This window comes from Fibrobacterota bacterium, from assembly GCA_019509785.1.
Lineage (GTDB): Bacteria > Fibrobacterota > Fibrobacteria > UBA11236 > UBA11236 > Chersky-265.
This window is the reverse complement of sequence record JAEKLQ010000087.1, coordinates 1-20,127: the sequence shown is the minus strand read 5'-3', so window position 1 is coordinate 20,127 and position 20,127 is coordinate 1. Positions and strand designations below refer to the sequence as shown.

Below are 20,127 nucleotides of genomic sequence, written 5' to 3'. Positions count from 1 at the left end.
TTCTCTCTTTTCTCTCTATCTCTATTAGCGCTTGGAGAACTGGAAGCTGCGGCGGGCTCCAGACTTTCCGTACTTCTTACGTTCCACGGCGCGCGAGTCGCGCGTCATGAGGCCGTGCTCGCGCATGGCGGCGCGATACTCGGGCTTGAACGCCACCAGGGCGCGGGCGATGCCGAGCCGGACGGCTCCGGCGGTCCCGTTCACGCCGCCACCCTTGGAGGTGACGATGACGTCCCACTGCTTGTTCAGGTTGAGGATGGTGAGGGGCTGCTCAACGATCATCTCGCGGATGGCGTTGGCGAAGAACTCGGTGAAAGTGCGATCATTGATGATGCGCTTGCCGGTGCCGGGCTTGATGATCACCCGCGCGATGGCGGTCTTGCGGCGTCCGGTGGCTCGAATTGAATCCTGGGTTGCGATGGGGGTATCCTCCTGTGAATTTCGGCCGGCTTTACTTGACAGCCAGCGCCTCGGGCTTTTGGGCCGCGTGGGGATGGCTTTCGCCACCGTAAACGAAAAGCTTGCGGCCCATGTGATCGCCCAGGATGGTCTTGGGCAACATGGCCTTGATGGCATAACGGACCGGATAGCCGGGGCGGATGGCCTGGGCCTGGGCCACGGTCAAAGTGCGATGTCCGCCCGGATGGGTGGAGTGGTTGAAATAGCGCATGGTCTCGCGCTTTTTACCGGTCAACGCGATCTTGTCCGCGTTGACGACGACGACGAAGTCGCCCATGTCTTCATTCGGGGCCCACGAGGCCTTGTGCTTCCCCATGAGGATGGAGGCGGCTTTAGTGGACAGGCGGCCCAGAACAATGTCCGTGGCGTCGATGATGTACCACTTCTTGGCAACGGACTTCGGATTCACCGTAACGGTTTTCATGGCATCCCTATGTAACTTGAAAAATTATGGAGGTGAAAAGTTAATTATCACCCCCGATCCGGTCAAGCCAGAAGGCCCATTATTATAGCCAAAATGGCGATTTCTCGCTAGGACGGGGTCGCAGCGGGATTAGGGGGAAGCCGAAATGAGCAGGAAAACGGCAAAGCCGGCCTATGTTTATATCTTGCGCGGACTGCGCCTGGGCGGTATTTGTTCGATGGCGTGTCGGTAAGCCGGGAGGGAAATTGAAGCAAGCGGGGGCCTGGAACTCCGACGAGCCCGGGGTAAAATCAGCCTTGCTCGAGCTCTTCGAGCATTTGGCGGACGTTTTCCTGTTCGCGAAGGATCTGAACGGCCGCTTCACCATGGCCAACCGCATCTTCGCCGAGAAGTGCGGTTTCAAGAAGCCGGAAGACGTGGTGGGGCTTACCGATTTGGACGTGTTCCCGCGCCACCTGGCCGAAAAATACCTGCGCGACGATCATCAGGTCATGCAGAACGGCGATTCGTTGGTGAACATCATCGAGCTGGTGATCCATACCGGCAAGGCGACGGACTGGTACTCCACCACCAAGATCCCGGTACGGCACGAGGACGGCACTATCATCGGGCTGGCGGGCATCACGCGCGACATCAAGAAGATGGAATCGGGCTCGCGCCATTTCACCGAGATGGGCGAAGTCTTCGAATACGTGATGCAGCATTATCCCGAATCCATCGACATGGCCAAGCTGGCCTCCATCGTTTGCCTTTCCATCAGCCAATTCGAACGGCGCTTCAAATCGCTTTTCAAGATCTCCCCGCTCAAGTACATCACCATGGTCCGCATCCACGCGGCCTGCCAGGCCTTGGCCGAAGGCAGCGAGCGCATCTCGGACATCGCCCTCAATAACGGCTTTTACGATCTGTCGCACTTCAATCGCCAATTCAAGGCCCAGATGGCCATGTCGCCCAGCGCCTACCGCAAGAAATACGCGGGCGTGAAGGCGCCGCCGCTGCCGTGGCTGGCGTCGCCGGGGGAGCGGCAGGGGCGGGCGCAAAGCCAGGTCTGAGAGGGCGCTTGCGTGACAGCCGAAGCCAAAGAAAATGCGCAGTGAAGAGCGGTATTCATCCGCGAACAGTCGGAATGGTTCCAAATTTCAAGCAGGCATTCGAATTCCCCGGGAGAGGATATCTCGCGCTTGCGGAAGGGGGTTCCTGGGGCGTCGGTTTCGATACCAGCGGGAACGTGCTTTGGAGGCAGGATCTGACCGGACCTCCGCATATGCACGATCCGCTCTATCAAATGGATACCGCCTTCGCCCTCGGATCGGGATTCGCGGGAATCAAGTATTCGGGCGAAACGAATTTAACGACTCTCCTTAGATACAATGCCTATGGCATACTCCAGGACCAAATCCCCTTGGGCCGTCCCATCGCATTCGTCGAAGGCGGCTACCTGGCCGTTAGGGATTCTGCCTCCGATACCGCATCGACTATCAAGCGCCCGATGGTCGTGCATCTGGATTCGAATGGAACCGAAATATCGCGGGCCGGATTGGAGACGAGGCCCGGGTCATCGAGCGTGCGCGCGATTCTCCCGATGGGCTCCATATGGATGGCCGTATCCTGGATTAAAGGAGCGGATCAGGATACCGCCCTTCTGCAGGATGTGACCAGTAAAGGTGTTCCCGGAAGCTTTATCCTGGTTCCGCTCGGCGGAAGGGTATTGCTTCCGAACAGCGTCTTCTTCCCCAATCCCATCAGCGCCATCCCTTATGGCAACGGCGAGGAAAGGCTTCTCGGTTTGGTCTTGGCGAACCCGGCGCCCATGGATCCGAACCAGGTCCTGTCGAGCGATACCTTGACCTTGTTCCGCGTGCGCCAAGACGGGAAAATCGTGGCCCGGTCGGGCTATCCTCTCATTCGTTCGGTCCACAGCGGATCCGGGCATGAGGCAAGCACCTGGACATCAGTCTCTCAAGACCACGAAATCGAAAATCTGGGGCTCCGTCCCGATGGGATGCTAACAGTCCTGCTGCACGACTGGTCCGACGATATCCGCGATGATCCTGGCCCTTATCTGGCCTCCCATTACCTGGAATTGCTCTGGTCGCCGGAGGAACCCGGCACCGTACCCGCCGCCTCCCACGCCAGGACGGATTTCAGTACGCGCTGCGGGACATTACCGACCGTGCCTGATGGGCATGGGAACTTAGTGGCTTGGTCCGACTGCCACGGCAACGCGCCGTTTCTCTTCGTCCAGTATCCGAACGGGGATCAGAAGGAGATTCAGGTTCCGGGCGTGTCGGGGGCTCCGGCCTATTTCAGACCGGCCGGCGATGGGGGCGGGATCCTCGTAGGCGCTTTCTTCAACGGCGAAGTGATATTCCCGATGATCAAACTGGCGCCCGATTTCGAGACGGTAGGCATTCGCCCCGGCATTCGCAGGCGTCGTTCCGGACCTGGGTGGCACGGAAGCGGATTCGATGCTTTGGGGAGGTTTCATCCTCCGGAGCTAACGGGTTACTGGCCTGCGACCCTGCCGTTATTCCGTTTATCTCACTTGCCGTGAACGGCTTGGACGAAAGCCTTGATTAGCCCTTCGTCCTGGTTGGACTCGAAGTGGTTCCCCACCACGATGGCATGCGCTCCCGCTTCCGCGCGTTCCTGCGCCTGCTCGGGCGTGCGGATGCCGCCTCCCACGATCACCTTCATCTGCACGGAGGCGCGCACGGCTTGCACCATCTTCGTTGGTACGGCATTGAGGGCGCCCGAGCCCGCTTCCAGGTAAACCCAGCGCTGTCCCATCAGTTCGGCGGCCATGGCGTGCGCGGCCGCGATGGCGGGCTTATCGGACGGGATGGGGCGGGTGTTACTGATGAATTCGACCGCGGTGGTGCGGCCCGATTCGATCAAGAGGTAGGCGGTGGGGATGGCTTCCATCTTGAGGCCGCGCACCAGCACGGCGCCTTTCACCTGCTCGTCGATGAGGTACTGGGGATTGCGACCGCTGATCAAGGTGGTAAAGAGGATGGCGTCCGGGCCGGGGGTAACGTGGGAGCAGCCGCCGGGGAACAGGATCACCGGGACCTGGGTTTCCTTCTTGATCCCCTGGGCGATGCGCATGAAGTTGGGATTGCCCACGAAGGAGCCGCCCAGGAGGAGGGCGTCGGCGCCGTGCTTGGCGGCGCGAAGGCCCGATTCGATGATGCCATCGGCCGAATCGGAATCCGGATCGAGCAGCACGAAAAAGAGGCTGCGGGCCTTCTCGAGGCTTTGGACCAGGCGGTTTTCGATCGGACCGGCTTGCATCATCCTCCCAGGGCTTGCTTAAGGTACTTCTCGGCTTCGGCCAGGACCAGCGTTTCCTTTTCAGGCGATTTGGAGCCCGCTTGGGCCCGGTCCGGCTTGCCCCCGCCGCGCGCGTCGGCAATCGGCCCGATGGCCTTGATGAGATCGCCGGCCTTCACCTTGGCCTGGGCCTCCTTGCCCGCTACGGCGTAAATCGAAAGCGAATCGCCGGAGGTCTGGGTCAGTACGGCCACGCCGTTCCGCAAGTGGGCGGCCAGGCCGTCCACCAGATGCGCAACGCTCTCCTTCGGGTACGTCTTCTCGTCCAGTTTGTGCACGAGTACCGTCGCCCCGTTCATGGTCTTGCCTTTTTCGGCCACCAAGGCCAGGGCTTGCAAACGCGCCTGGGCCTGCCGCAGTTCCAGTACTTCTTTTTCCAAAGTCTTGATCTTGGCCGTGGCTTCTACCGCCCGTTCGATTTCCTGGCCGGGCTTGGCCTTGAAGACCTTGCCCACTTCGGCGAGGGTGATCTGCTGCTTCTGGGCCAACTCCAGAGCGCCCAGGCCGGTTACGGCTTCGATGCGGCGCACTCCCGAGGCGATCGAGCTTTCGGATACGATCTTCAGGAAACCGATGTCCCCGGTGGCCCGGGCGTGGGTGCCGCCGCACAGTTCCATGCTCACCTCCCCCATGGTGATGACGCGGACGCGGTCGCCGTACTTCTCGCCGAACAGGGCCATGGCCCCCATCTTCTTAGCTTCCTCGATGCCGTGGACGGCATAACGGATAGGATGGTTCTCTTCGATGCGGAGATTGACCTCGTATTCGACGCGGCGGATTTCCTCAGGGGTCATGGCCTGGAAATGCGTGAAGTCGAAGCGGAGGGAATCCGGCGCCACCCGCGAGCCCTGTTGCTGAACATGGGAGCCCAGCACCTTGCGCAGCGCCGAATGCAGCAGATGGGTAGCGCTATGATTCCGCACGGTGCGGAAACGTCCTTCGCCGTCCACCTTGGCTGAGAGCGATTTCATGGTATCGGCGGAAAGGATGCCGCCCAGCAATTCGCACTTGTGCACGATCATGTCGAACACCTTCACGGTATCGACCACCTTGAGCTCGATCGCGGGCTGGCCCGTAGGACCGGGCTTGCCGGTGAGGGTGCCGGAGTCGCCCACCTGTCCGCCAGCCTCGGCGTAGAACGGGGTCTTGTCGAGTACCACCAGGATTTGGTCGCCATGCTCGCGGAAACGGCGGGCCGAAACCTCGGCCGCCAGCGTTTCGTAGCCGATGAACTCGGTGTCCAAGGTGGGGGAGAGCAGGGTCCAGCCCTCGTCGCTGGCGAAACTCCCGTCGAACTTGGCGGCCCCGCGCGCGCGTTCGCGCTGTTCCTCCATATGCTTGGTATAGCCGGCCTCGTCGATGGTGAGGCCCTGCTCTTCGGCCAACACCCGCGTGAGATCGACGGGGAAGCCGTAGGTATCGTACAAGGTGAACACTTCGGCGCCGCCGATGGCGGGCGAGTTCTTGCTCTTGGTCTCGGCGGCGATTTTGGCGAAGCGGTCCAGGCCCTGGTCCAGGGTCCGCATGAACCGCTCTTCTTCGACACTGATCACTTGCTCGATATAGGACCGGCGCTGCGCCAGTTCGGGATATGCATCGCCCATGGTTTCGGCCAGGGTTGCGACCAGCTTGCAGATGAAGGGTTCGCGTTGCCCTAAGTTGCGGGCGAAGCGGCTGCCGCGGCGAAGGATGCGGCGGAGTACGTAGCCGCGGCCTTCGTTGCCGGGAGTAGCGCCGTCGGCGATGGCGAAGGACAGGGCGCGTAGATGATCGGCCATGACGCGGTGGGGCGTGCCTTCGGGGCCCTTGGAGTAGGCGACTCCGGAAAGGGAAGCGATCTTCCCGATGATGGGCTGGAACACGTCGGTCTCGTAGTTGGAGCCGCTGCCTTGGATCACCGAGACCACGCGCTCGAAGCCCATGCCCGTATCCACGTTCTGGTTCTTGAGCGGCTTCAGGTCGCCGTTCTGCAGGCGTTCGCTCTGCATGAAGACGTTGTTCCACAGTTCGATGTAGCGGGCGTTGGGCCCGTTCACGCCCTGGATGGGATCCTTGTAGGTGGCCTCGCGGGTGGCCGGGTCGCCCATGTCGAAATGGATTTCCGTGCAGGGGCCGCAGGGCCCGACGTCGCCCATCTCCCAGAAATTGGATTTGGCCCCGAAGCGCATGATACGGTCATGGGGGATGTCGGTTTCGGATTTCCACAGGGCTTCGGACTCGTCGTCGTCCTGGTAGATGGTGGCGAAGAGGCGATCCTTGGGCAACTTCCAGACTTCGGTCAAGAGTTCCCAGGACCAGCGGATGGCGTCCTTCTTGTAATAGTCGCCGAAGGACCAGTTCCCGAGCATTTCGAAAAAGGTGTGGTGGTAGGTGTCGCGCCCGACCTCGTCCAGATCATTGTGCTTGCCGGAAACGCGGATGCACTTCTGCGAGTTCGCCACCCGCTTCCAGCCCTCGCGATTGTCGCCGAGCAGGGCGGATTTGAATTGGTTCATGCCCGCATTCGTGAAGAGCAGGGTGGGATCGTCGTGGGGAACCACGGGCGCCGAGGGCACGTAGACATGGCCTTTGGAGATGAAGAAATCGATGAAGCCCTGGCGGATCTGCTTGCCGGTCAGGAATGGGATGCCGAAGCCGTTGGCCGGCGCTGAATTCGATGCTGTGGTCATGCTCTGCTGAACCCGTTTCCAAGGAGGCTATTAACGACGCGAACGGGGGGAATTTAGTTAAAAAACCACCCCGGGGATAGCCGTTCCGTACCCGCACAGGTACCGCGCGATGGCGTCGGGAGGGAAGGCCCGATCCCGCCGGCCATGCCAGCCGTCGTCGGCGGGTACGTGCGCGGGATGGAACGGCCAGGGGTTGATGGCATTATCGCCGAGGAGGCTTAGCAGCTTGGACGTGTCCATGGAAACGTCACCGGCGCGCGGAGGCACGGGGCCGGCCGCGGCGCGCGGGCAGCCCATCAGCAATTCCGGCGGATAATTCCCCAGGCGATTGATGACCTGGGCGATGCGATACAGGCTTAAGGGGAGCGGGCCGCCTACGTGCCAAATGCCGCTCGCATCGTTTTCGCAGAACGCGGCGATCACCCTCGTCAGATCCTGGGCGTAAAGGTTGCTCCGCACTTCGTCGAAATAGAGGGTCGCGGGTTTGCCCTTTCGGAAGCGGGATTCAATCCAATCGATGGCCCCGGCATGGCCGTTCAGGGAAGGGCCCATGGGCAAGGCGACGCGCAGCACCGGGGTTTCCGGGTAGCCCTCCAGGATGGCCGCTTCCGCTTCCGCCATCAATTTGCCATAAACCGTGACAGGGTTGACAAAATCATCTTCGCGATAGTTTCCCAACGCCATCGTCCCGTCCGCGACTCGGCGCGGGTTGCCGTCGAAGACGAGATCGGTCGACAAGCGGATGAGGCGGGCCCCCCGATCCCGGGCGACGCGCATGGCGTTGAGGCCGATGGCGACATTGAGACGGCGCCCCAGGACGGGGTCCATCTCGCAGGAACGGAGCGCGCACCAGCCGGAGGCGTCCACTACCGTTTTGATGTTATGGGCTTCGCATACGGCCGCGAGTTCATGGATATCCTCGGGATCGGCGGGCACCAGGCTGCGGCCCCAAGGGGATTCCGGGACCCGGAGTTCCGGGACGTGGGGGGGCGCGAGGCCCAGAACAGAACCCGGGTAATAGGCGCTCAGTCCTAGGAAAGCATTGAATCCGGGAACGCCGGGGACGCCGAGGACCAAAACGGGGGGCATGGCATTATATTCAAGGATGCGGGAAGCCTCGGACAAGGAACCCATGGATGGCAAAGCTACTCCCCTGCATGCGAACGGTAAGATCGGTAAACCCTAAAGATGCCTAAAAAATTCAAGTTGCATAGCGATCCTTGGGAATTGAATAATGGCTTTTGACGAAGAGTTCCACTTATTTTCGACTCAGGGCAGGGGGTATCGGATTGCCGACGCGGACTGCGTGTGCGTATCCGGAGCATCGATCCCGAAACCGATTTCCCATCGGGACGGGGACCGCAAGGCATGACGCCGCGCATGCCTATCCCCCTATGCGATCGGAGCCTCCCCTGACTTCCACCTTGCGCGACATTATCCTGCAAGTGAAGGAAAACGCCGATATCGTGCAGGTCATCGGGCAATACGTGCCCCTCAGGAAGGCCGGATCGCGTTATCTCGGCTTGTGCCCGTTCCATCATGATCGCAGCCCCAGCATGAACGTGACGCCTCAGATGGGCATTTACAAATGCTTCGCCTGCGGGGCCGGCGGCGACGTCCTGAAATTCGTGCAGGAGTACGAGAAGCTCGACTTCCTGGACGCCCTGAAACTGGTGGCCGCCCGCGCCGGCGTGAACATCCCCGAGCACATCGCCTTCTCCAAGGACGACGGCGATAAGGGCAAGGCGAGCCAGGCCCTGGCCGCCAATCAATTGGCCTGCCAACTGTACCAAGAGGAATTGGCCGCGCATCCGGAGGTACTGGAATACCTGGCGAAGCGCGGCTTTTCGGAAGAGACGCGTAAGCAGTTCCAGCTGGGCTATGCGCCGCCCACCTCCGAGAAATTGCTGAAGCGGGCCGCCGGCAAGGGGATTCCCAACCAGGCGCTCATGGACGCGGGCATCCTGGGCGAGACCGCCGGGGGCCGTGTCTATGACCGTTTCGGCGGGCGCCTGATTTTCCCCATCTGGAACCTCAGCGGCCACGTGATCGGATTCGGGGGCCGCATCCTGGCCGTCGAAGGCGCGCCCAAGGACCCGCATCAGCCGAAATACGTCAACTCGCCGGAATCGGCGTTCTACCATAAAAGCAAGGTCCTCTACGGCCTCAACTTCGCGCGCAACCCGATGGATAAGGCCGGCGAAGTCGTGATCGTGGAAGGCTATATGGATTTGCTCGCCTTATGGCAGGCGGGCATCCGTAACGTGGTGGCGGTTTCCGGCACCGCCCTGACCAAAGAGCACGTCCACATCCTGTCCCGCTTCTGCCGCAAAGCCTATCTCTTCCTGGACGGCGACGAGCCCGGGCGCAAGGCCGTGCGCCGCAGCCTGGAGCCCTTGCTGTCCGAAGGAATCGAAGTGCGCGTGCCGGTGCTGCCTTCCCCGGAAGATCCGGATAGCTTCACCCGCAAGTTCGGCGGGGACAAGGTGCGCGAACTTTTTTCCCAAGGCGAGGATATCGTAGCCTTCCTTTTGCGCTACGCGGCCAAACCCATCGACGCCATGAGCCCGGAAGAGAAGGACGGCCTCCTGAAAGAGTGCCTGGCGCTCTTGCAGACCATGCCTTCGCCCAGCGTGCGGGAGCAATACCTGGAAGAGCTGCGCAAGAAGCTCGGCTTGAAATCGATCCGGGTGCAAGTCGCGCGCCCCAGCGCGCGGGACCCGCAAGGCGCGCACGCCTACGTTTCCGCGGACGCCGGGGCGGGCGGGGCCGATCTGGTGGCCGTCTTCGCTGGCCCGGTGCCCGGGGGACGTCCGCGGGACGAGGCGCTGGCCGAATGGCAAATGCTCCAGGCCTTGATATCCTCCCCGGCCTTGGCCCATTCCGCCTTGGACGCGATCAAGTTGGAATGGTTCCAGGTGGATCTGGTGCGGGACCTGGTGGATCACATGTTCGGCTTCGTGGAAGAGCAGGGCGGCTTCTCGATCAGGGAATTCGCGACGCGCCTGAACCAGGCGCAACAAGAGGCATTGGCGGCTTTGCGGATCACCGAAGGCGTGGATCCGGAACAGGAACGTAGGCATTTCCAGGACCTGGCGCGGGCCCTGGAATTGCGCTGGCTGCGAAAGCAGGCCGAGCGCACGGCACGGGAGCGCGACTTGGCGGCGCACCTGGAATTCAAAAAGCGCATTCTAGAGCTTCAAACCAAAGGCAGAGGTTAACCCTATGAACGAACTGGACGGACAAATACTGCGGCGTCTTCAGAAGCAGGCCAAGCTGCAAGGGTTCATCGCGGAAAACCAGATCAAGGCCTTGTCCAAGTCGGACGAGGAATACGCGACCTTACGGCAGTTCTTCGTCGACCAGCGCGTGCAGGTCTCGGAATTCGCGGTCAAGGCGCGTAAGCCGACCAAGCCGGACACGCTCAAGAAGCTCGCGCGTTACAATGACCCCACCTGGGTCTACCTCAACTCGGTGGGCAAGGTTCCCCTCCTCTCGCGCGAAGAGGAGATCAACATCGCGAAACGCATCGAAGAGGTGCAGAAGCGCATCGGCGCCATCATCTTCCGATCCAAGCCCATGGTGGCCAACGTCCTGGACCTGGGGCGCCAGGTGATCGAAGAGGACTTGCGCATCGAGGAGATCCTCCAAATCGATAACGACGCCTGGACCGATCCCAAGGTCTACGAGTCGGAGAAAGAGAAAGCCATCGCGGCCATCATGCGGCTGCGCAAGAATTACACCAAGCTCGAGGAACAGCAGATCCAGTACCAGGATATGCGCGAGAACGGGGGCGATCAGCAGGCCCTGGCCTCGGAAATCGAGAACCTGGAACTGCGCCTGGTGAACGATTGCATCGCCTTCAAGCTGAACCACAAGCAAATCGACCGCTTGGTGGGGAAGTACAAGGAAGAGCAGGGGAACAGCGAGCAGCAGATCGAGCATCTGCGCAGGATCAGGCAATGGGAAGTGGTGCGCGACCGCGCCAAAGAGGAAATCGTCGAGGCCAACGTGCGTCTCGTGGTTTCGATCGCGAAGCGTTACACCAGCAAGGGCCTGGAGTTGATCGATCTGATCCAGGAAGGCAACAGTGGCCTCATCCGCGCGGTGGAGAATTTCGATTATACCAAGGGCTACAAGTTCTCCACCTACGCCACCTGGTGGATCAAGCAGAGCATCACCCGCGCCATCGCCGACAAGGCGAAGACGGTGCGCGTGCCCGCCAACATGCTGGACATCGTGCGCAAGGTGATGCGCGTTTGCCGCGAGCTGCAACAGAGCACGGGCAAGGATCCGAACCCCGAGGAAGTGGCCACCAAGGTCGGCTGTTCCGTCAAGAAGGTGCAGTTGGCGATGGACGTGTCCCAGGATCCCATCTCCCTGGACGATTACGTGACCGGGGACCAGAACAACACCTTCTCCGAGTTCATCGAGGACAAGAGCGCCGAGAAGCCTTCGCAGGGCGTGAACATGCGCATGCTGCGCAAGCAGATCGACGGGGTGCTTTCTTCGCTGGACGCCAAGGAGCAGGCCATCGTGCGCATGCGCTTCGGGCTGGACGACGGCTTGGTGAAGACCCTGAAGGAGATCGGCGACAAGTACCGCATCTCGCGGGAACGCGTGCGCCAGATCGAATCGAAAGCCCTGGCGAAGCTGCAACATCCTTCCCGCATCAAGCAATTGGAAGGCTGGAGCACCGATATCGAAGACATCTGTCTCGGCTAGGACCGGGCCGGGACGCGTAGCCGTCCCGTTAGATGGGAAAAAGCCCTCCGCTTAGAAGGCGGGGGGCTTTTTCTTTTCCAGGATTTCCGACAACCGCCGGAACAGTTCGCAGGAGGCGTCGATCTCTTCCTTGCGGATGGAGACGCTTTCCACGTTGATGCCCACCGGAACGCCTTTTTCCTTCGCGAAGGCCACGATGTCGGCGAAGTTGCGGACGGCCAGGTCCACCGATTTCGCGAGGATATCCGGCGAATGGCGCAGTTCATTCTCCAGCCAGCGCGGGAAGGCGATGCCCAGCCATTTCATGAACTCCATGGTCTTGAGCGAACCGCAGGGGCTGAAGCTGAGCAGGATGGGCGGCATGGGAATTCCGGCGGCGGTGAATCGCAAGGCGCAGTCGGAGAGAAGGGATTTGGTCCCATCCGCGTCGTACACGGTCTGGGAAACGAAGAAGGCGCAGCCCGAAGCATGCTTGGCCAAGAGACGTTCGTCCTCGTCGCCTTTGCGCGCGTGGCGTTCGGCGATGGCCACGCCGCCGCATGCGATGGGGGAGGAAGCCAGCAGGGAATAGGCCTCCGCCAACGGCAGCCCGCCGGCGTGCCTGGACGAAGGCGCGCCTACCAGCACGCAGGCATCGCGCGCGGCGGGAAAGCCGCGCAACCAGGCCGCGAATCCTCCCTGGTCCAAGTTGGCTACGCACTTGTAGTAGATCCTCGGGATGTCCAGACCAGCCAGGAAATCCCGGGCGTAGTCCATCGGCTCCAAGGTAGGTAGGAAGGGGAAAGGCCTTTCCCCGCCCGCCCGGCCGGGCTCGGCTTGCAAGTCGTATAGGATAAGGGCGTCGGGCGCGAGCCCGGCGATGCGTTCCATCTGCCGGGCCGAAATGGACCGCAATTTATCTTCGTCTAACCCGCGCTTGGGCGGCGTAAGCCCGTAACAGCGAAGTCCCGCGGCGCGGGCCCGCAGGTGGTCCGGAAGCCGAATGGGTCTCGGAGTTTCCATGGTCCCGCTTAATCTACTTTACCCGTCGCTTCGCGATCGGCAAAAGCCCGAAACATCCAACTTCCTCAATTCGCTTTCTCCAGCTTGGCTTCTTTTAGGGCTAGCGGTATAATGGGAATTCAATGCGATTCCAATCCCGGCCCGGATATCTGGCCCACCGCGCCTTCCATCGCGGCTTGATCCGTTTCCAAGTGTGGCGGAATAATCGTTCCGTTGCCGAAGCCTTCCGCGATGCGGATGCTTGCGACGTCATTTATCGTCGGCGCGGCGCCGCGCAAGCGCGCATCCTGAAGGGCCTCCTCATCGTGGCCCTGGCCTCGGCGAGCGCTCTCGTCTGGCATCATCAACGGACCGGGAATTGGGACTGGCGACAAGGGGCGAGCGAGGTGAAAGCGACGGCGTCCGAAATCCTTTCCGCCCCTCTCGGGTCCCGTCATATGTCGGGACCGGCATCGCCATCCGCAAACCCGGTTACGGCGCAACAGGTGGCCCTGGGATCCCTGGCGCCCGCGCCTGCGCTGACATCCGCGTCCCTGCCATCGGCCGCTTCAACACCGGCACCCGCTCCTGCATCGGCGCCTACGGCTAAGGTCGCGGCTCCATCGGCCGTTGCCCCGGAACCATCCGGGCCCGCGCGTTTCCCGGCCCAGGCCAACGTGCTCTTGGCCTGCAAAAAAGATCGTACCCTATACGCCTACGTGCGCAAGGCCGGGACCTGGTCGCGCATCGCCGCGTTCCCCATGGCCATCGGCCGCAACGCCGGCGATAAGGATGAACGCGGCGACGCGCGCACGCCGGAAGGCCAATTCTGGATCACGGGCATGGTGGCGGGACCTTCGAAGGGACCGCTCTACGGCGCCTTGGTCTTCCCCTTGAATTACCCGCGGCCCTCCGATCGAGCCGAAGGCAAGGGCGGCGATGGAATCTGGATCCACGGCGTGCCGGCGGGGACCTTGCCGAACTTCACCCACGGCTGCATCTCCCTGGCCAACGACGATATCCTGGCCCTGGCGAACCTGGCCACCGCCGGAACGCCCGTCGTAATCCTGTCAGATAGCGTGGGCCCCGATCCCGCGCGGCAAATCGATACCGTCGGCCTGGAGCGCGAATACCCGGGCATCGCCGAGAAATACGTCCGCAAGACCGCGGCCGATAGCGCCGCGCGCGAGAAGGCCCTCAAGGAGGCCCGCGCCTTCGTGGCCAACGAGCAAAAGCACTTCCCCGATCTGGCCATGCAATCCCTGACGGAGGCCGATCGCAAGGCGATCCTGGCACGGCTCGATAAATGGCGCGCCGACTGGTCCAATCGCGCCCTGGACGCGTACGCCACCAATTACGATGCCTCTTTCCGCGATCGCCACGGGAGACCCAAGGACGTCTTCCTGGAGCGCAAGGCGCATATCTTCGAGTCCAAGTCCAAAATCGAAATGGAACTACGCGATCCCAAGATCGAACCGGAATGCTATGGACGCGTGCGCGTTTCCTTCCGTCAGGATTACCTGGCCGAAGGCGCGGACGGCGCGCAACGCAGCTCGGAAACCAAAACCCTCAGGCTGGACCAAGGCCCGCAGGGATGGCTCATCATAACGGAGTGAACGCATGGAAAACCCGGCCGATAAGAGCGAAAACGAAAGCGGAGCCGCGCCCGACATGGCCGAATACGCGGGTTGGTCGGCGGGCGGCGCGGGCGCGCAGCAGGAGATAGCCGGCTTGATGGCCGAGCAGTTCCGCATGCGCGCGGAACTCGATGCGCTTACGCGCGAGAACGAGGGGCTCAAACGCGGGCACGAAGCCTTGCACCGATTGCTCTCCGAGGCCCATGCCCTGCGTTCCCTGCCCGATCTCAAGGCTGCCGTGCGCGAAGTACTGACCGAATGGAAGGCTTCCGACGACGCGCCCGCGGCCATCGTGGTAGGCCCCTTGCCTAACCCCCAAGAACTCGCCTCGTTGTCCCAGGTCTTCGCGGAGGCCAAGGAAACGGAGAAGGGCTTAAGCGGTACTTTGGAAGAGCTGGGCCAGACTTCGCGCGGGCTGCGCAAAGAGATAGAGGACATGACCGTGCGCCAGCGGGAGATCCTCGAACTCAAGGGGAAAATGGATCAGGTGGGCTCGCAACGTTCCTGGATCGAGGGCAAGCTGCAATCCCTGGCCAAGCAACGCATGGTGGTGGAACGGGCCAACGTGGAGAACGGGCGCCTGACGACCCTCTTCTGGGAAATGGAACAGAAGGTCCAGGAAATGGCGCGGCAGAACAAGCAAATAGCCGAAGCCCAAGGGAACGTGGAGGCTTTGGAAGCCCGCTTACGCGATTCGCGGCAGGGCTTACAGCAAGTCGAGCGCTTCGAAGCGACCCTGCGGCAAAGCCGCCATAGCATCGAGGAGATGGAGCGCTTGGGCCAGGAATTCCAGGCGCGCTTGGCCGAGTTCCAGAAGAGCCAGAAGAATATCGAGGAGGCGAGCACCCGGGCCAAAGAAGCCGGGAACATCGTCAAGAGCATGGATGCGACCATGAACACCATCCTCAAGAACAACGTGCATCTGGAATCGGCCAAGAAGATGGTGGACGATTTCCAGGAGGCCTTGTCGGGGGTGGAGAAGAAGGTCGAGAAGGTCCAGAAGCAATGGGCCTCGGCGGAGAAGCTGGAAGGCAAGATCGCGAAGGTGGAGGAATGGGTGAAGAGCTTCCAGCAAGAACTGGTGGTGGCCTCGCACCTGGGCGACGAGCTGAAGAAGGTGGAGAAGAAGGTGGAGGACGTGCGCCAGGGCGAGTCCGTAATGCTGCGCGCCATGGAAGCCCTGGAGGCCAAGCGCGAAGAGATGCAAGGCTTGCGCTCCCTGATGGAAGAGGCCCGGGGGCAGGCGGAAGCGGTTCTCGCGCATCTGGAATACCTGAAGCATCGCGAAAAGGAAATCTCCGAGGCCAACGGCCGCGTGGATGGATTGAACAAATCCATCGGGCAGACCGACGCGCGCATCCAGGACGTCCGGGGCCGTTTGGAATCGTTCGGCGAGCTGGAGAAGAAGATGGGCAAGCTGGACGCCCTCATCCGCGATACCGATGCGCGCGTGCAAGATCAGTTGGCGCGCCAGCCCGCGTTGAACGCTTTGGGCGCGAAAATCGATGAGATCTCGGAAAGCGCCGTGGCCCTGGACTCGCGGGCCCGCGAGATCGCGCATCAGGGCGATCGCGTGCGCGCGGTGGAGAACCGCTTGGCCGAGCTCGATCGCAAAGGCAAGGAAGTAGAAGCCGCCTTGGTTCGCGTCGCCGAAGAGCGCGAGGCCATCGGCAAGGAGGACGTCAAGTTCCGGGAAAACCTGGAAGCGCAACGCGGCTTGGCCGAAGAGGCGGGCAAGGTCCAGGAGCGCATCCGCCAGGAGAATGGCGATCTATTGCGCCGCTTCGAGGAGGATCGCCAGAAGCTGAAGGGCTTGCAGGACGAGATCGCCGGCACCATGTCGGCGGTGGGCGGGCATAAGATCACCCTGCACCAGGCGGAAGAGCGCCTGAAGAAGGTGGACGGTTTCCTGCTGACGTTGGAAGAGAACATGCGGGAGCTGGAACGTCGGCGCGCGGCCATGGAAGCGCTCGACGGACGCATGCAAGAAGTAGTGAACACGGTGACCGACGTGGAAAGCAAGATGACCGCCCTCAAAGGCGAACGGGGCGCCATCCAGGACGCCCGCCGTTCGGTGGAATCGCTCCATGTGCTGGCCAAATCGGTCCAGGACCGGGTCGATGCCGTCAAGGCCGAGGAATCCATGGTGGTCCGGACCCAGGAGTCGGTGCAAGGCATCCTGGGCGCGATGACCGAAGTGGAAGAGCGGGCCAAGGCCTTGGCCGCCGAACGCGGCCTGGTCCAGGAAGCCCAAAGCCAGATGCAGAATTTGCGTCTGATGCTGGAAGATCTGAAATCGGAAATCCGGCACGCCTCCGAGGAAGAGCAAAAAATCACGGAAGCGGTCTCCAAGGCCGCCGAGCTGGAATTCCTGATCGGCGAGGCCGAATCGGCCATTTCCAACCTGCGCCGCCTCAAGCCCAAGGGCGGCTGAACCGCCCCGGCCTCCGATTCCCGCGCGCGGGTAACGGGAAGGTTACCCGTCCCCGGCGTCGCGCCGGTCCGGCTCTTCTCGGCTACCGCGGCTTGGTCCGCGCCGACGGGTCGATAGCCTTCAATAATTGAATCGCAAACGGGGACCAGGTGGTCAAGTTACGCATCGTATCGATGCGATACCTTCCCCATTCCCTTGATTCCCGGCCGGAAGTCCTCGGCACCGTCTTTGCTTCGTGTGCCACGCGTACCCGATCCGCCCTTTCCGAGAATACCATGAATCTTGTTTGCCTGGCCGGCCTCGCGACCGCTGGCGGCCTTTTCGCCTGGAAATACGCCTCCCATTTCGGGACGGCGCCTCTGCTTCCCGTTACTGCCTATTTTCTTGGTTGCTTGGCGATGGCGTGGCTGGCCGGCAAAATGCCGCGACGGTTTTTCCGACGTCCCTTGATCTGGATCGGGGCCTATTTCCTGGCGGCCATTCCCGCTTTCCTGCGCGTCGATCCGCAGACCCTGCAAGTGGACCGTTGGAGCGCGCTGGGGAATTTCATCGGGGCGATACCGCGAGGGGAATACCCGTACGGCAAGCTCAGCCATCTCGGACATATGATCAGCGGCTTCCCGATGCTCTTCGCATTGGCCTTGCCTTTCTACTTCCTGGGGGACGTGGGATGGATGCAATTCGCGGCCCTGGCCGCTTTCGCGGTCTTGTCCCGGAAGGTAGGTGGCGGACCGGAGGCCGCGACCCTCGCGGTCCTCCTGCTTCTCTCCCAGCCCGGATTCCATTACGAGGTGCTCGCGAGAAGCGATCTGTTCGCGAACATGACGGTGGCCGCTTGGTGCATGTACGCATCGGACCGGCCCAGGGAGGATCGATCGACCGGACGATTCGTCAGGGAAGCCTGCTTTTGGGGCGCGCTTCTGGCTACCCGGGGAATCACGGCCGTGCCTTTCCTGCTGCGCGCGGGATCCTTGATCCGCTCGCAAGGATTCCCCCGGGTCTTCCTCTTCGGGCTTATCGCCGGCTTGATAGCGGCCGCCACCTTTATCCCCTTCTATCTATGGGATGCGGAAGCCTTCCGGATCCATAATCCATTCCTGGTGCAGGCGGGGTACGCCCCGATGACTTTCTTCCTCCCCGTGGCCGGATGGGCTCTCTACCTCGGCTATTCCGATCCTGCCGGCGACCGCCGGTTCCGCAACGCCGGACTGTTGATCTTTTCCCTCATCACCGCCTGCTTCCTGCGGGCCGCGATCATCCAAGGATGGCATACCGCCTTTTACGAATCCGGTTTCGATATCACGTACTTCACGCTCCCCGTGCCTTTCCTGATCCTCGCGCTGGCCGAATCCGGCGCGCTCGTGGCCGCGCTACGGCCCACGCAACCCCAAAAAGCGTGAATATCTTGGTGTTTGCCTATGCAAGGTGTTATGTTAGTAGGACTTACCGCATTCGCGCGGGATTAAAGGGACATGGACGAAAAGCAAAGACCGGCGCCGCGGGCGCTAGAAAATCCCCCGGTCGAAGCCGCGGCTTCCGGTCTGGCTACCGGGACCTCCGAAGCCGTGCCTGAAATCATCGCGGGCGAAGGGGCCCTCCCCGCCGTTCTCGATGAAGCCGATAGCCCGGTCCCGGAAACCTTGCCCAACGGCAAACCCTTGCCGCCGCCCATCCCCGTGGTGGACACCGCGTCGGCGGAAACGGACCCTGACGATCCGGAGATCAAGCCTCCCGAAATCGAGCGGAGCCTGGATCGGGCCAAGGAAAACCTGCTGGCCTACATCGGCGAACGCAGCCCCAACTTCAACCGCGAGCTGATCCAAAAGGCGATCGATTTGACCATGATCGCGCATAAGAACCAGTTCCGCAAGAGCGGGATGCCCTATGCCGAGCACCCTTTCGAAGTGGCCAAGCTGCTGGCCGATCTGAACATGGATTCGGTGACCATCGTCGCCGGCCTGCTCCACGACGTGGTGGAGGACACCAGCATCCCCATCTCGGAGATCAAGACCCAATTCGGCGACGACGTGGCTTTCCTCGTCGAGGCGGTCACCAAGATTTCCGCCATCAAGTCCAAGTCGCGCGCCGATCAGCAGGCCGAGACCTTCCGCAAGATGCTGATCTCGATGGCGAAGGACATCCGCGTCATCATGATCAAGTTCGCCGATCGCCTGCATAATATGCGAACCTTGTCCTACATGCAAGAAGATCGCAAGAAGGCCATAGGATCTGGCCTTCAAGCATTTGAATCCGGACGCCTACAAGAACCTGGTGAAGAAGGTGGTGGAGAAGCGCCAGGAGCGCGAGGCCTACATCCGCAGCGTGCTGGGCCCGGTCAAGGATCTGCTCAAGAAGAGCGGCCTGGAAGGCAAGGTGTTCGGGCGGCCCAAGCACTTGTACAGCATCTGGCACAAGATGCAGTCCCGCCAATGCAGCTTCGAGGACATCTACGATCTTTACGCCTTGCGCGTGATCGTGAAAACGGTGGGGGATTGCTACGCCGTGCTGGGCCTGATGCATTCCCTGTGGACGCCATTGCAATCGCGCTTCAAGGACTACATCGCCACGCCCAAGTCCAACATGTACCAGTCGCTGCATACCACCCTGATCGGGCCGGGAGGCAAGCCGCTGGAGATCCAGATCCGCACGGACGAGATGGATCTGATCGCGGAGCAGGGCATCGCCGCCCATTGGGGCTACAAGGAAGGCGCATCGCCCAAGCAATTGGGCAAAGAGAACAAGTGGCTGAAGCAGTTCCTGGAATGGCAGCAAGATCTGACCGATTCCCACGAGTTCATGGAGTGGTTCCGGGGCGATCTGGTCTCGGGCGAGATCTACGTATTCACGCCTACGGGCGATCTGGTCCAATTGCCTAAAGGCGCGACCGCCTTGGATTTCGCATTCGCGTTGCATTCGGAGATCGGCCTGCATTGCATCGGCGCCAAGGTGGATGGCAACGTGGTTCCCTTATACCGCGAGTTGCAAACGGGCGAACGCGTCGAGATCCTCAAGTCCGATTCGCAGCGGCCTTCCAAGGATTGGCTCTCGGTGGTGGCCACCACCAAGGCCAAGAGCGCCATCCGCCGGTGGATGCGCACCGAGGAGATCGCGCATAGCATACAACTGGGCAAGGAGATGCTGGAGCGCGAGTTCCGCCAGGCGCATATCCCGCCCCAATTCCAAAGCGATCTGAAGCCCTTCGCCGACAAGTTCCAGGTCGCCGATTGGGAGCAATTGTGGGAAAAGCTCGGGCATGGGGAAATCACCCTGGGGTCCATTTCCAGCTTCGTGCAGGAGCTGAATCACAATCGCAAGAAGCCGAGCGTGCTGGAGCGGCTTTCCTTCAAGCGCGCGCCCAAGTCCGAGAACTCGGTGGTGGTTTCGGGCATGCAGAACATGCTCATCCGCTACGCGACCTGCTGCCATCCGGTGCCGGGCGACAAGATCATCGGCTACGTCACTCGC

General features: G+C 61.6%; 14 protein-coding genes and 1 pseudogene. 9 read left to right on the top strand and 6 right to left on the bottom strand.

Annotation, left to right across the window (positions count from 1 at the left end; translation table 11 throughout):
• Positions 1–24: 24 nt before the first annotated feature.
• Entirely contained in the window at positions 25–402 is a 378-nt protein-coding gene (rpsI, locus tag JF616_22275; protein MBW8890488.1) for a 30S ribosomal protein S9, read from the bottom strand.
• A 49-nt stretch (positions 403–451) separates the two neighbouring features.
• Positions 452–883, bottom strand: a complete 432-nt coding sequence (rplM, locus tag JF616_22270; GenBank protein MBW8890487.1) for a 50S ribosomal protein L13 — start codon at positions 881–883, stop codon at positions 452–454.
• A gap of 245 nt (positions 884–1,128) precedes the next feature.
• On the opposite strand from rplM, the gene JF616_22265 reads away from it, so the two are divergent.
• Both JF616_22265 and JF616_22260 read left to right on the top strand, forming a co-directional pair.
• On the top strand, positions 1,129–1,935 hold the full coding sequence (locus JF616_22265) for an AraC family transcriptional regulator (protein MBW8890486.1): 807 nt from the start codon (positions 1,129–1,131) through the stop codon (positions 1,933–1,935).
• Positions 1,936–2,009: 74 nt separating this feature from the next.
• Entirely contained in the window at positions 2,010–3,437 is a 1,428-nt protein-coding gene (locus JF616_22260; protein MBW8890485.1) for a hypothetical protein, read from the top strand.
• Here the strand turns inward: JF616_22260 and JF616_22255 are convergent.
• Genes JF616_22255 through JF616_22245 form a run of 3 tightly spaced genes read right to left on the bottom strand, consistent with a single transcriptional unit; the run spans position 3,425 to position 7,974 of the window.
• Complete coding sequence (locus JF616_22255) at positions 3,425–4,180, bottom strand: geranylgeranylglyceryl/heptaprenylglyceryl phosphate synthase (protein MBW8890484.1); 756 nt, start codon at positions 4,178–4,180, stop codon at positions 3,425–3,427. The two genes, JF616_22260 and JF616_22255, sit on opposite strands and share 13 nt — an antisense overlap.
• The gene (alaS, locus tag JF616_22250; GenBank protein ID MBW8890483.1) at positions 4,177–6,885 is read right to left on the bottom strand and encodes an alanine--tRNA ligase; all 2,709 of its coding nucleotides are present in this window, start codon (positions 6,883–6,885) and stop codon (positions 4,177–4,179) included. The genes JF616_22255 and alaS overlap by 4 nt, the downstream gene beginning before the upstream one ends.
• A 57-nt stretch (positions 6,886–6,942) precedes the next feature.
• The gene (locus tag JF616_22245) at positions 6,943–7,974 is read right to left on the bottom strand and encodes a sugar nucleotide-binding protein (protein ID MBW8890482.1); all 1,032 of its coding nucleotides are present in this window, start codon (positions 7,972–7,974) and stop codon (positions 6,943–6,945) included.
• A gap of 305 nt (positions 7,975–8,279) precedes the next feature.
• Between JF616_22245 and dnaG the strand changes: the two genes are divergently transcribed.
• Together dnaG and JF616_22235 are read left to right on the top strand one after the other, a co-directional pair.
• Positions 8,280–10,106, top strand: a complete 1,827-nt coding sequence (gene dnaG, locus JF616_22240) for a DNA primase (GenBank protein ID MBW8890481.1) — start codon at positions 8,280–8,282, stop codon at positions 10,104–10,106.
• A 4-nt stretch (positions 10,107–10,110) separates the two neighbouring features.
• Positions 10,111–11,610, top strand: a complete 1,500-nt coding sequence (locus tag JF616_22235) for a sigma-70 family RNA polymerase sigma factor (GenBank protein MBW8890480.1) — start codon at positions 10,111–10,113, stop codon at positions 11,608–11,610.
• A 51-nt stretch (positions 11,611–11,661) separates the two neighbouring features.
• Here JF616_22235 and JF616_22230 read toward each other — a convergent pair whose 3' ends face one another.
• Complete coding sequence (locus tag JF616_22230; protein ID MBW8890479.1) at positions 11,662–12,480, bottom strand: 5,10-methylenetetrahydrofolate reductase; 819 nt, start codon at positions 12,478–12,480, stop codon at positions 11,662–11,664.
• A 254-nt stretch (positions 12,481–12,734) separates the two neighbouring features.
• On the opposite strand from JF616_22230, the gene JF616_22225 reads away from it, so the two are divergent.
• The 5 genes and pseudogenes from JF616_22225 to JF616_22205 form a co-directional block, all read left to right on the top strand.
• Entirely contained in the window at positions 12,735–14,207 is a 1,473-nt protein-coding gene (locus JF616_22225; protein MBW8890478.1) for a L,D-transpeptidase, read from the top strand.
• A gap of 4 nt (positions 14,208–14,211) precedes the next feature.
• Entirely contained in the window at positions 14,212–16,662 is a 2,451-nt protein-coding gene (locus JF616_22220) for a hypothetical protein (GenBank protein ID MBW8890477.1), read from the top strand.
• A gap of 275 nt (positions 16,663–16,937) precedes the next feature.
• Positions 16,938–18,062, top strand: coding sequence for a hypothetical protein (locus JF616_22215; protein ID MBW8890476.1), 1,125 nt, complete (start codon positions 16,938–16,940; stop codon positions 18,060–18,062).
• 72 nt (positions 18,063–18,134) lie between these two features.
• Positions 18,135–18,884: pseudogene (locus tag JF616_22210) on the top strand (HD domain-containing protein).
• 22 nt (positions 18,885–18,906) lie between these two features.
• Positions 18,907–20,127 (top strand): bifunctional (p)ppGpp synthetase/guanosine-3',5'-bis(diphosphate) 3'-pyrophosphohydrolase (locus JF616_22205; GenBank protein MBW8890475.1); only part of this gene is annotated, 1,221 nt, incomplete at its 3' end.

Bases quoted from the DNA above. Each gene is read 5' to 3' on its own strand.
- rplM (MBW8890487.1), bottom strand. From the start codon at position 883: ATGAAAACCGTTACGGTGAATCCGAAGTCCGTTGCCAAGAAGTGGTAC.
- JF616_22260 (MBW8890485.1), top strand. From the start codon at position 2,010: ATGGTTCCAAATTTCAAGCAGGCATTCGAATTCCCCGGGAGAGGATAT.
- JF616_22255 (MBW8890484.1), bottom strand. From the start codon at position 4,180: ATGATGCAAGCCGGTCCGATCGAAAACCGCCTGGTCCAAAGCCTCGAG.
- alaS (MBW8890483.1), bottom strand. From the start codon at position 6,885: ATGACCACAGCATCGAATTCAGCGCCGGCCAACGGCTTCGGCATCCCA.
- JF616_22245 (MBW8890482.1), bottom strand. From the start codon at position 7,974: ATGCCCCCCGTTTTGGTCCTCGGCGTCCCCGGCGTTCCCGGATTCAAT.
- dnaG (MBW8890481.1), top strand. From the start codon at position 8,280: ATGCGATCGGAGCCTCCCCTGACTTCCACCTTGCGCGACATTATCCTG.
- JF616_22235 (MBW8890480.1), top strand. From the start codon at position 10,111: ATGAACGAACTGGACGGACAAATACTGCGGCGTCTTCAGAAGCAGGCC.
- JF616_22230 (MBW8890479.1), bottom strand. From the start codon at position 12,480: ATGGAACGCATCGCCGGGCTCGCGCCCGACGCCCTTATCCTATACGAC.
- JF616_22225 (MBW8890478.1), top strand. From the start codon at position 12,735: ATGCGATTCCAATCCCGGCCCGGATATCTGGCCCACCGCGCCTTCCAT.
- JF616_22220 (MBW8890477.1), top strand. From the start codon at position 14,212: ATGGAAAACCCGGCCGATAAGAGCGAAAACGAAAGCGGAGCCGCGCCC.
- JF616_22215 (MBW8890476.1), top strand. From the start codon at position 16,938: ATGAATCTTGTTTGCCTGGCCGGCCTCGCGACCGCTGGCGGCCTTTTC.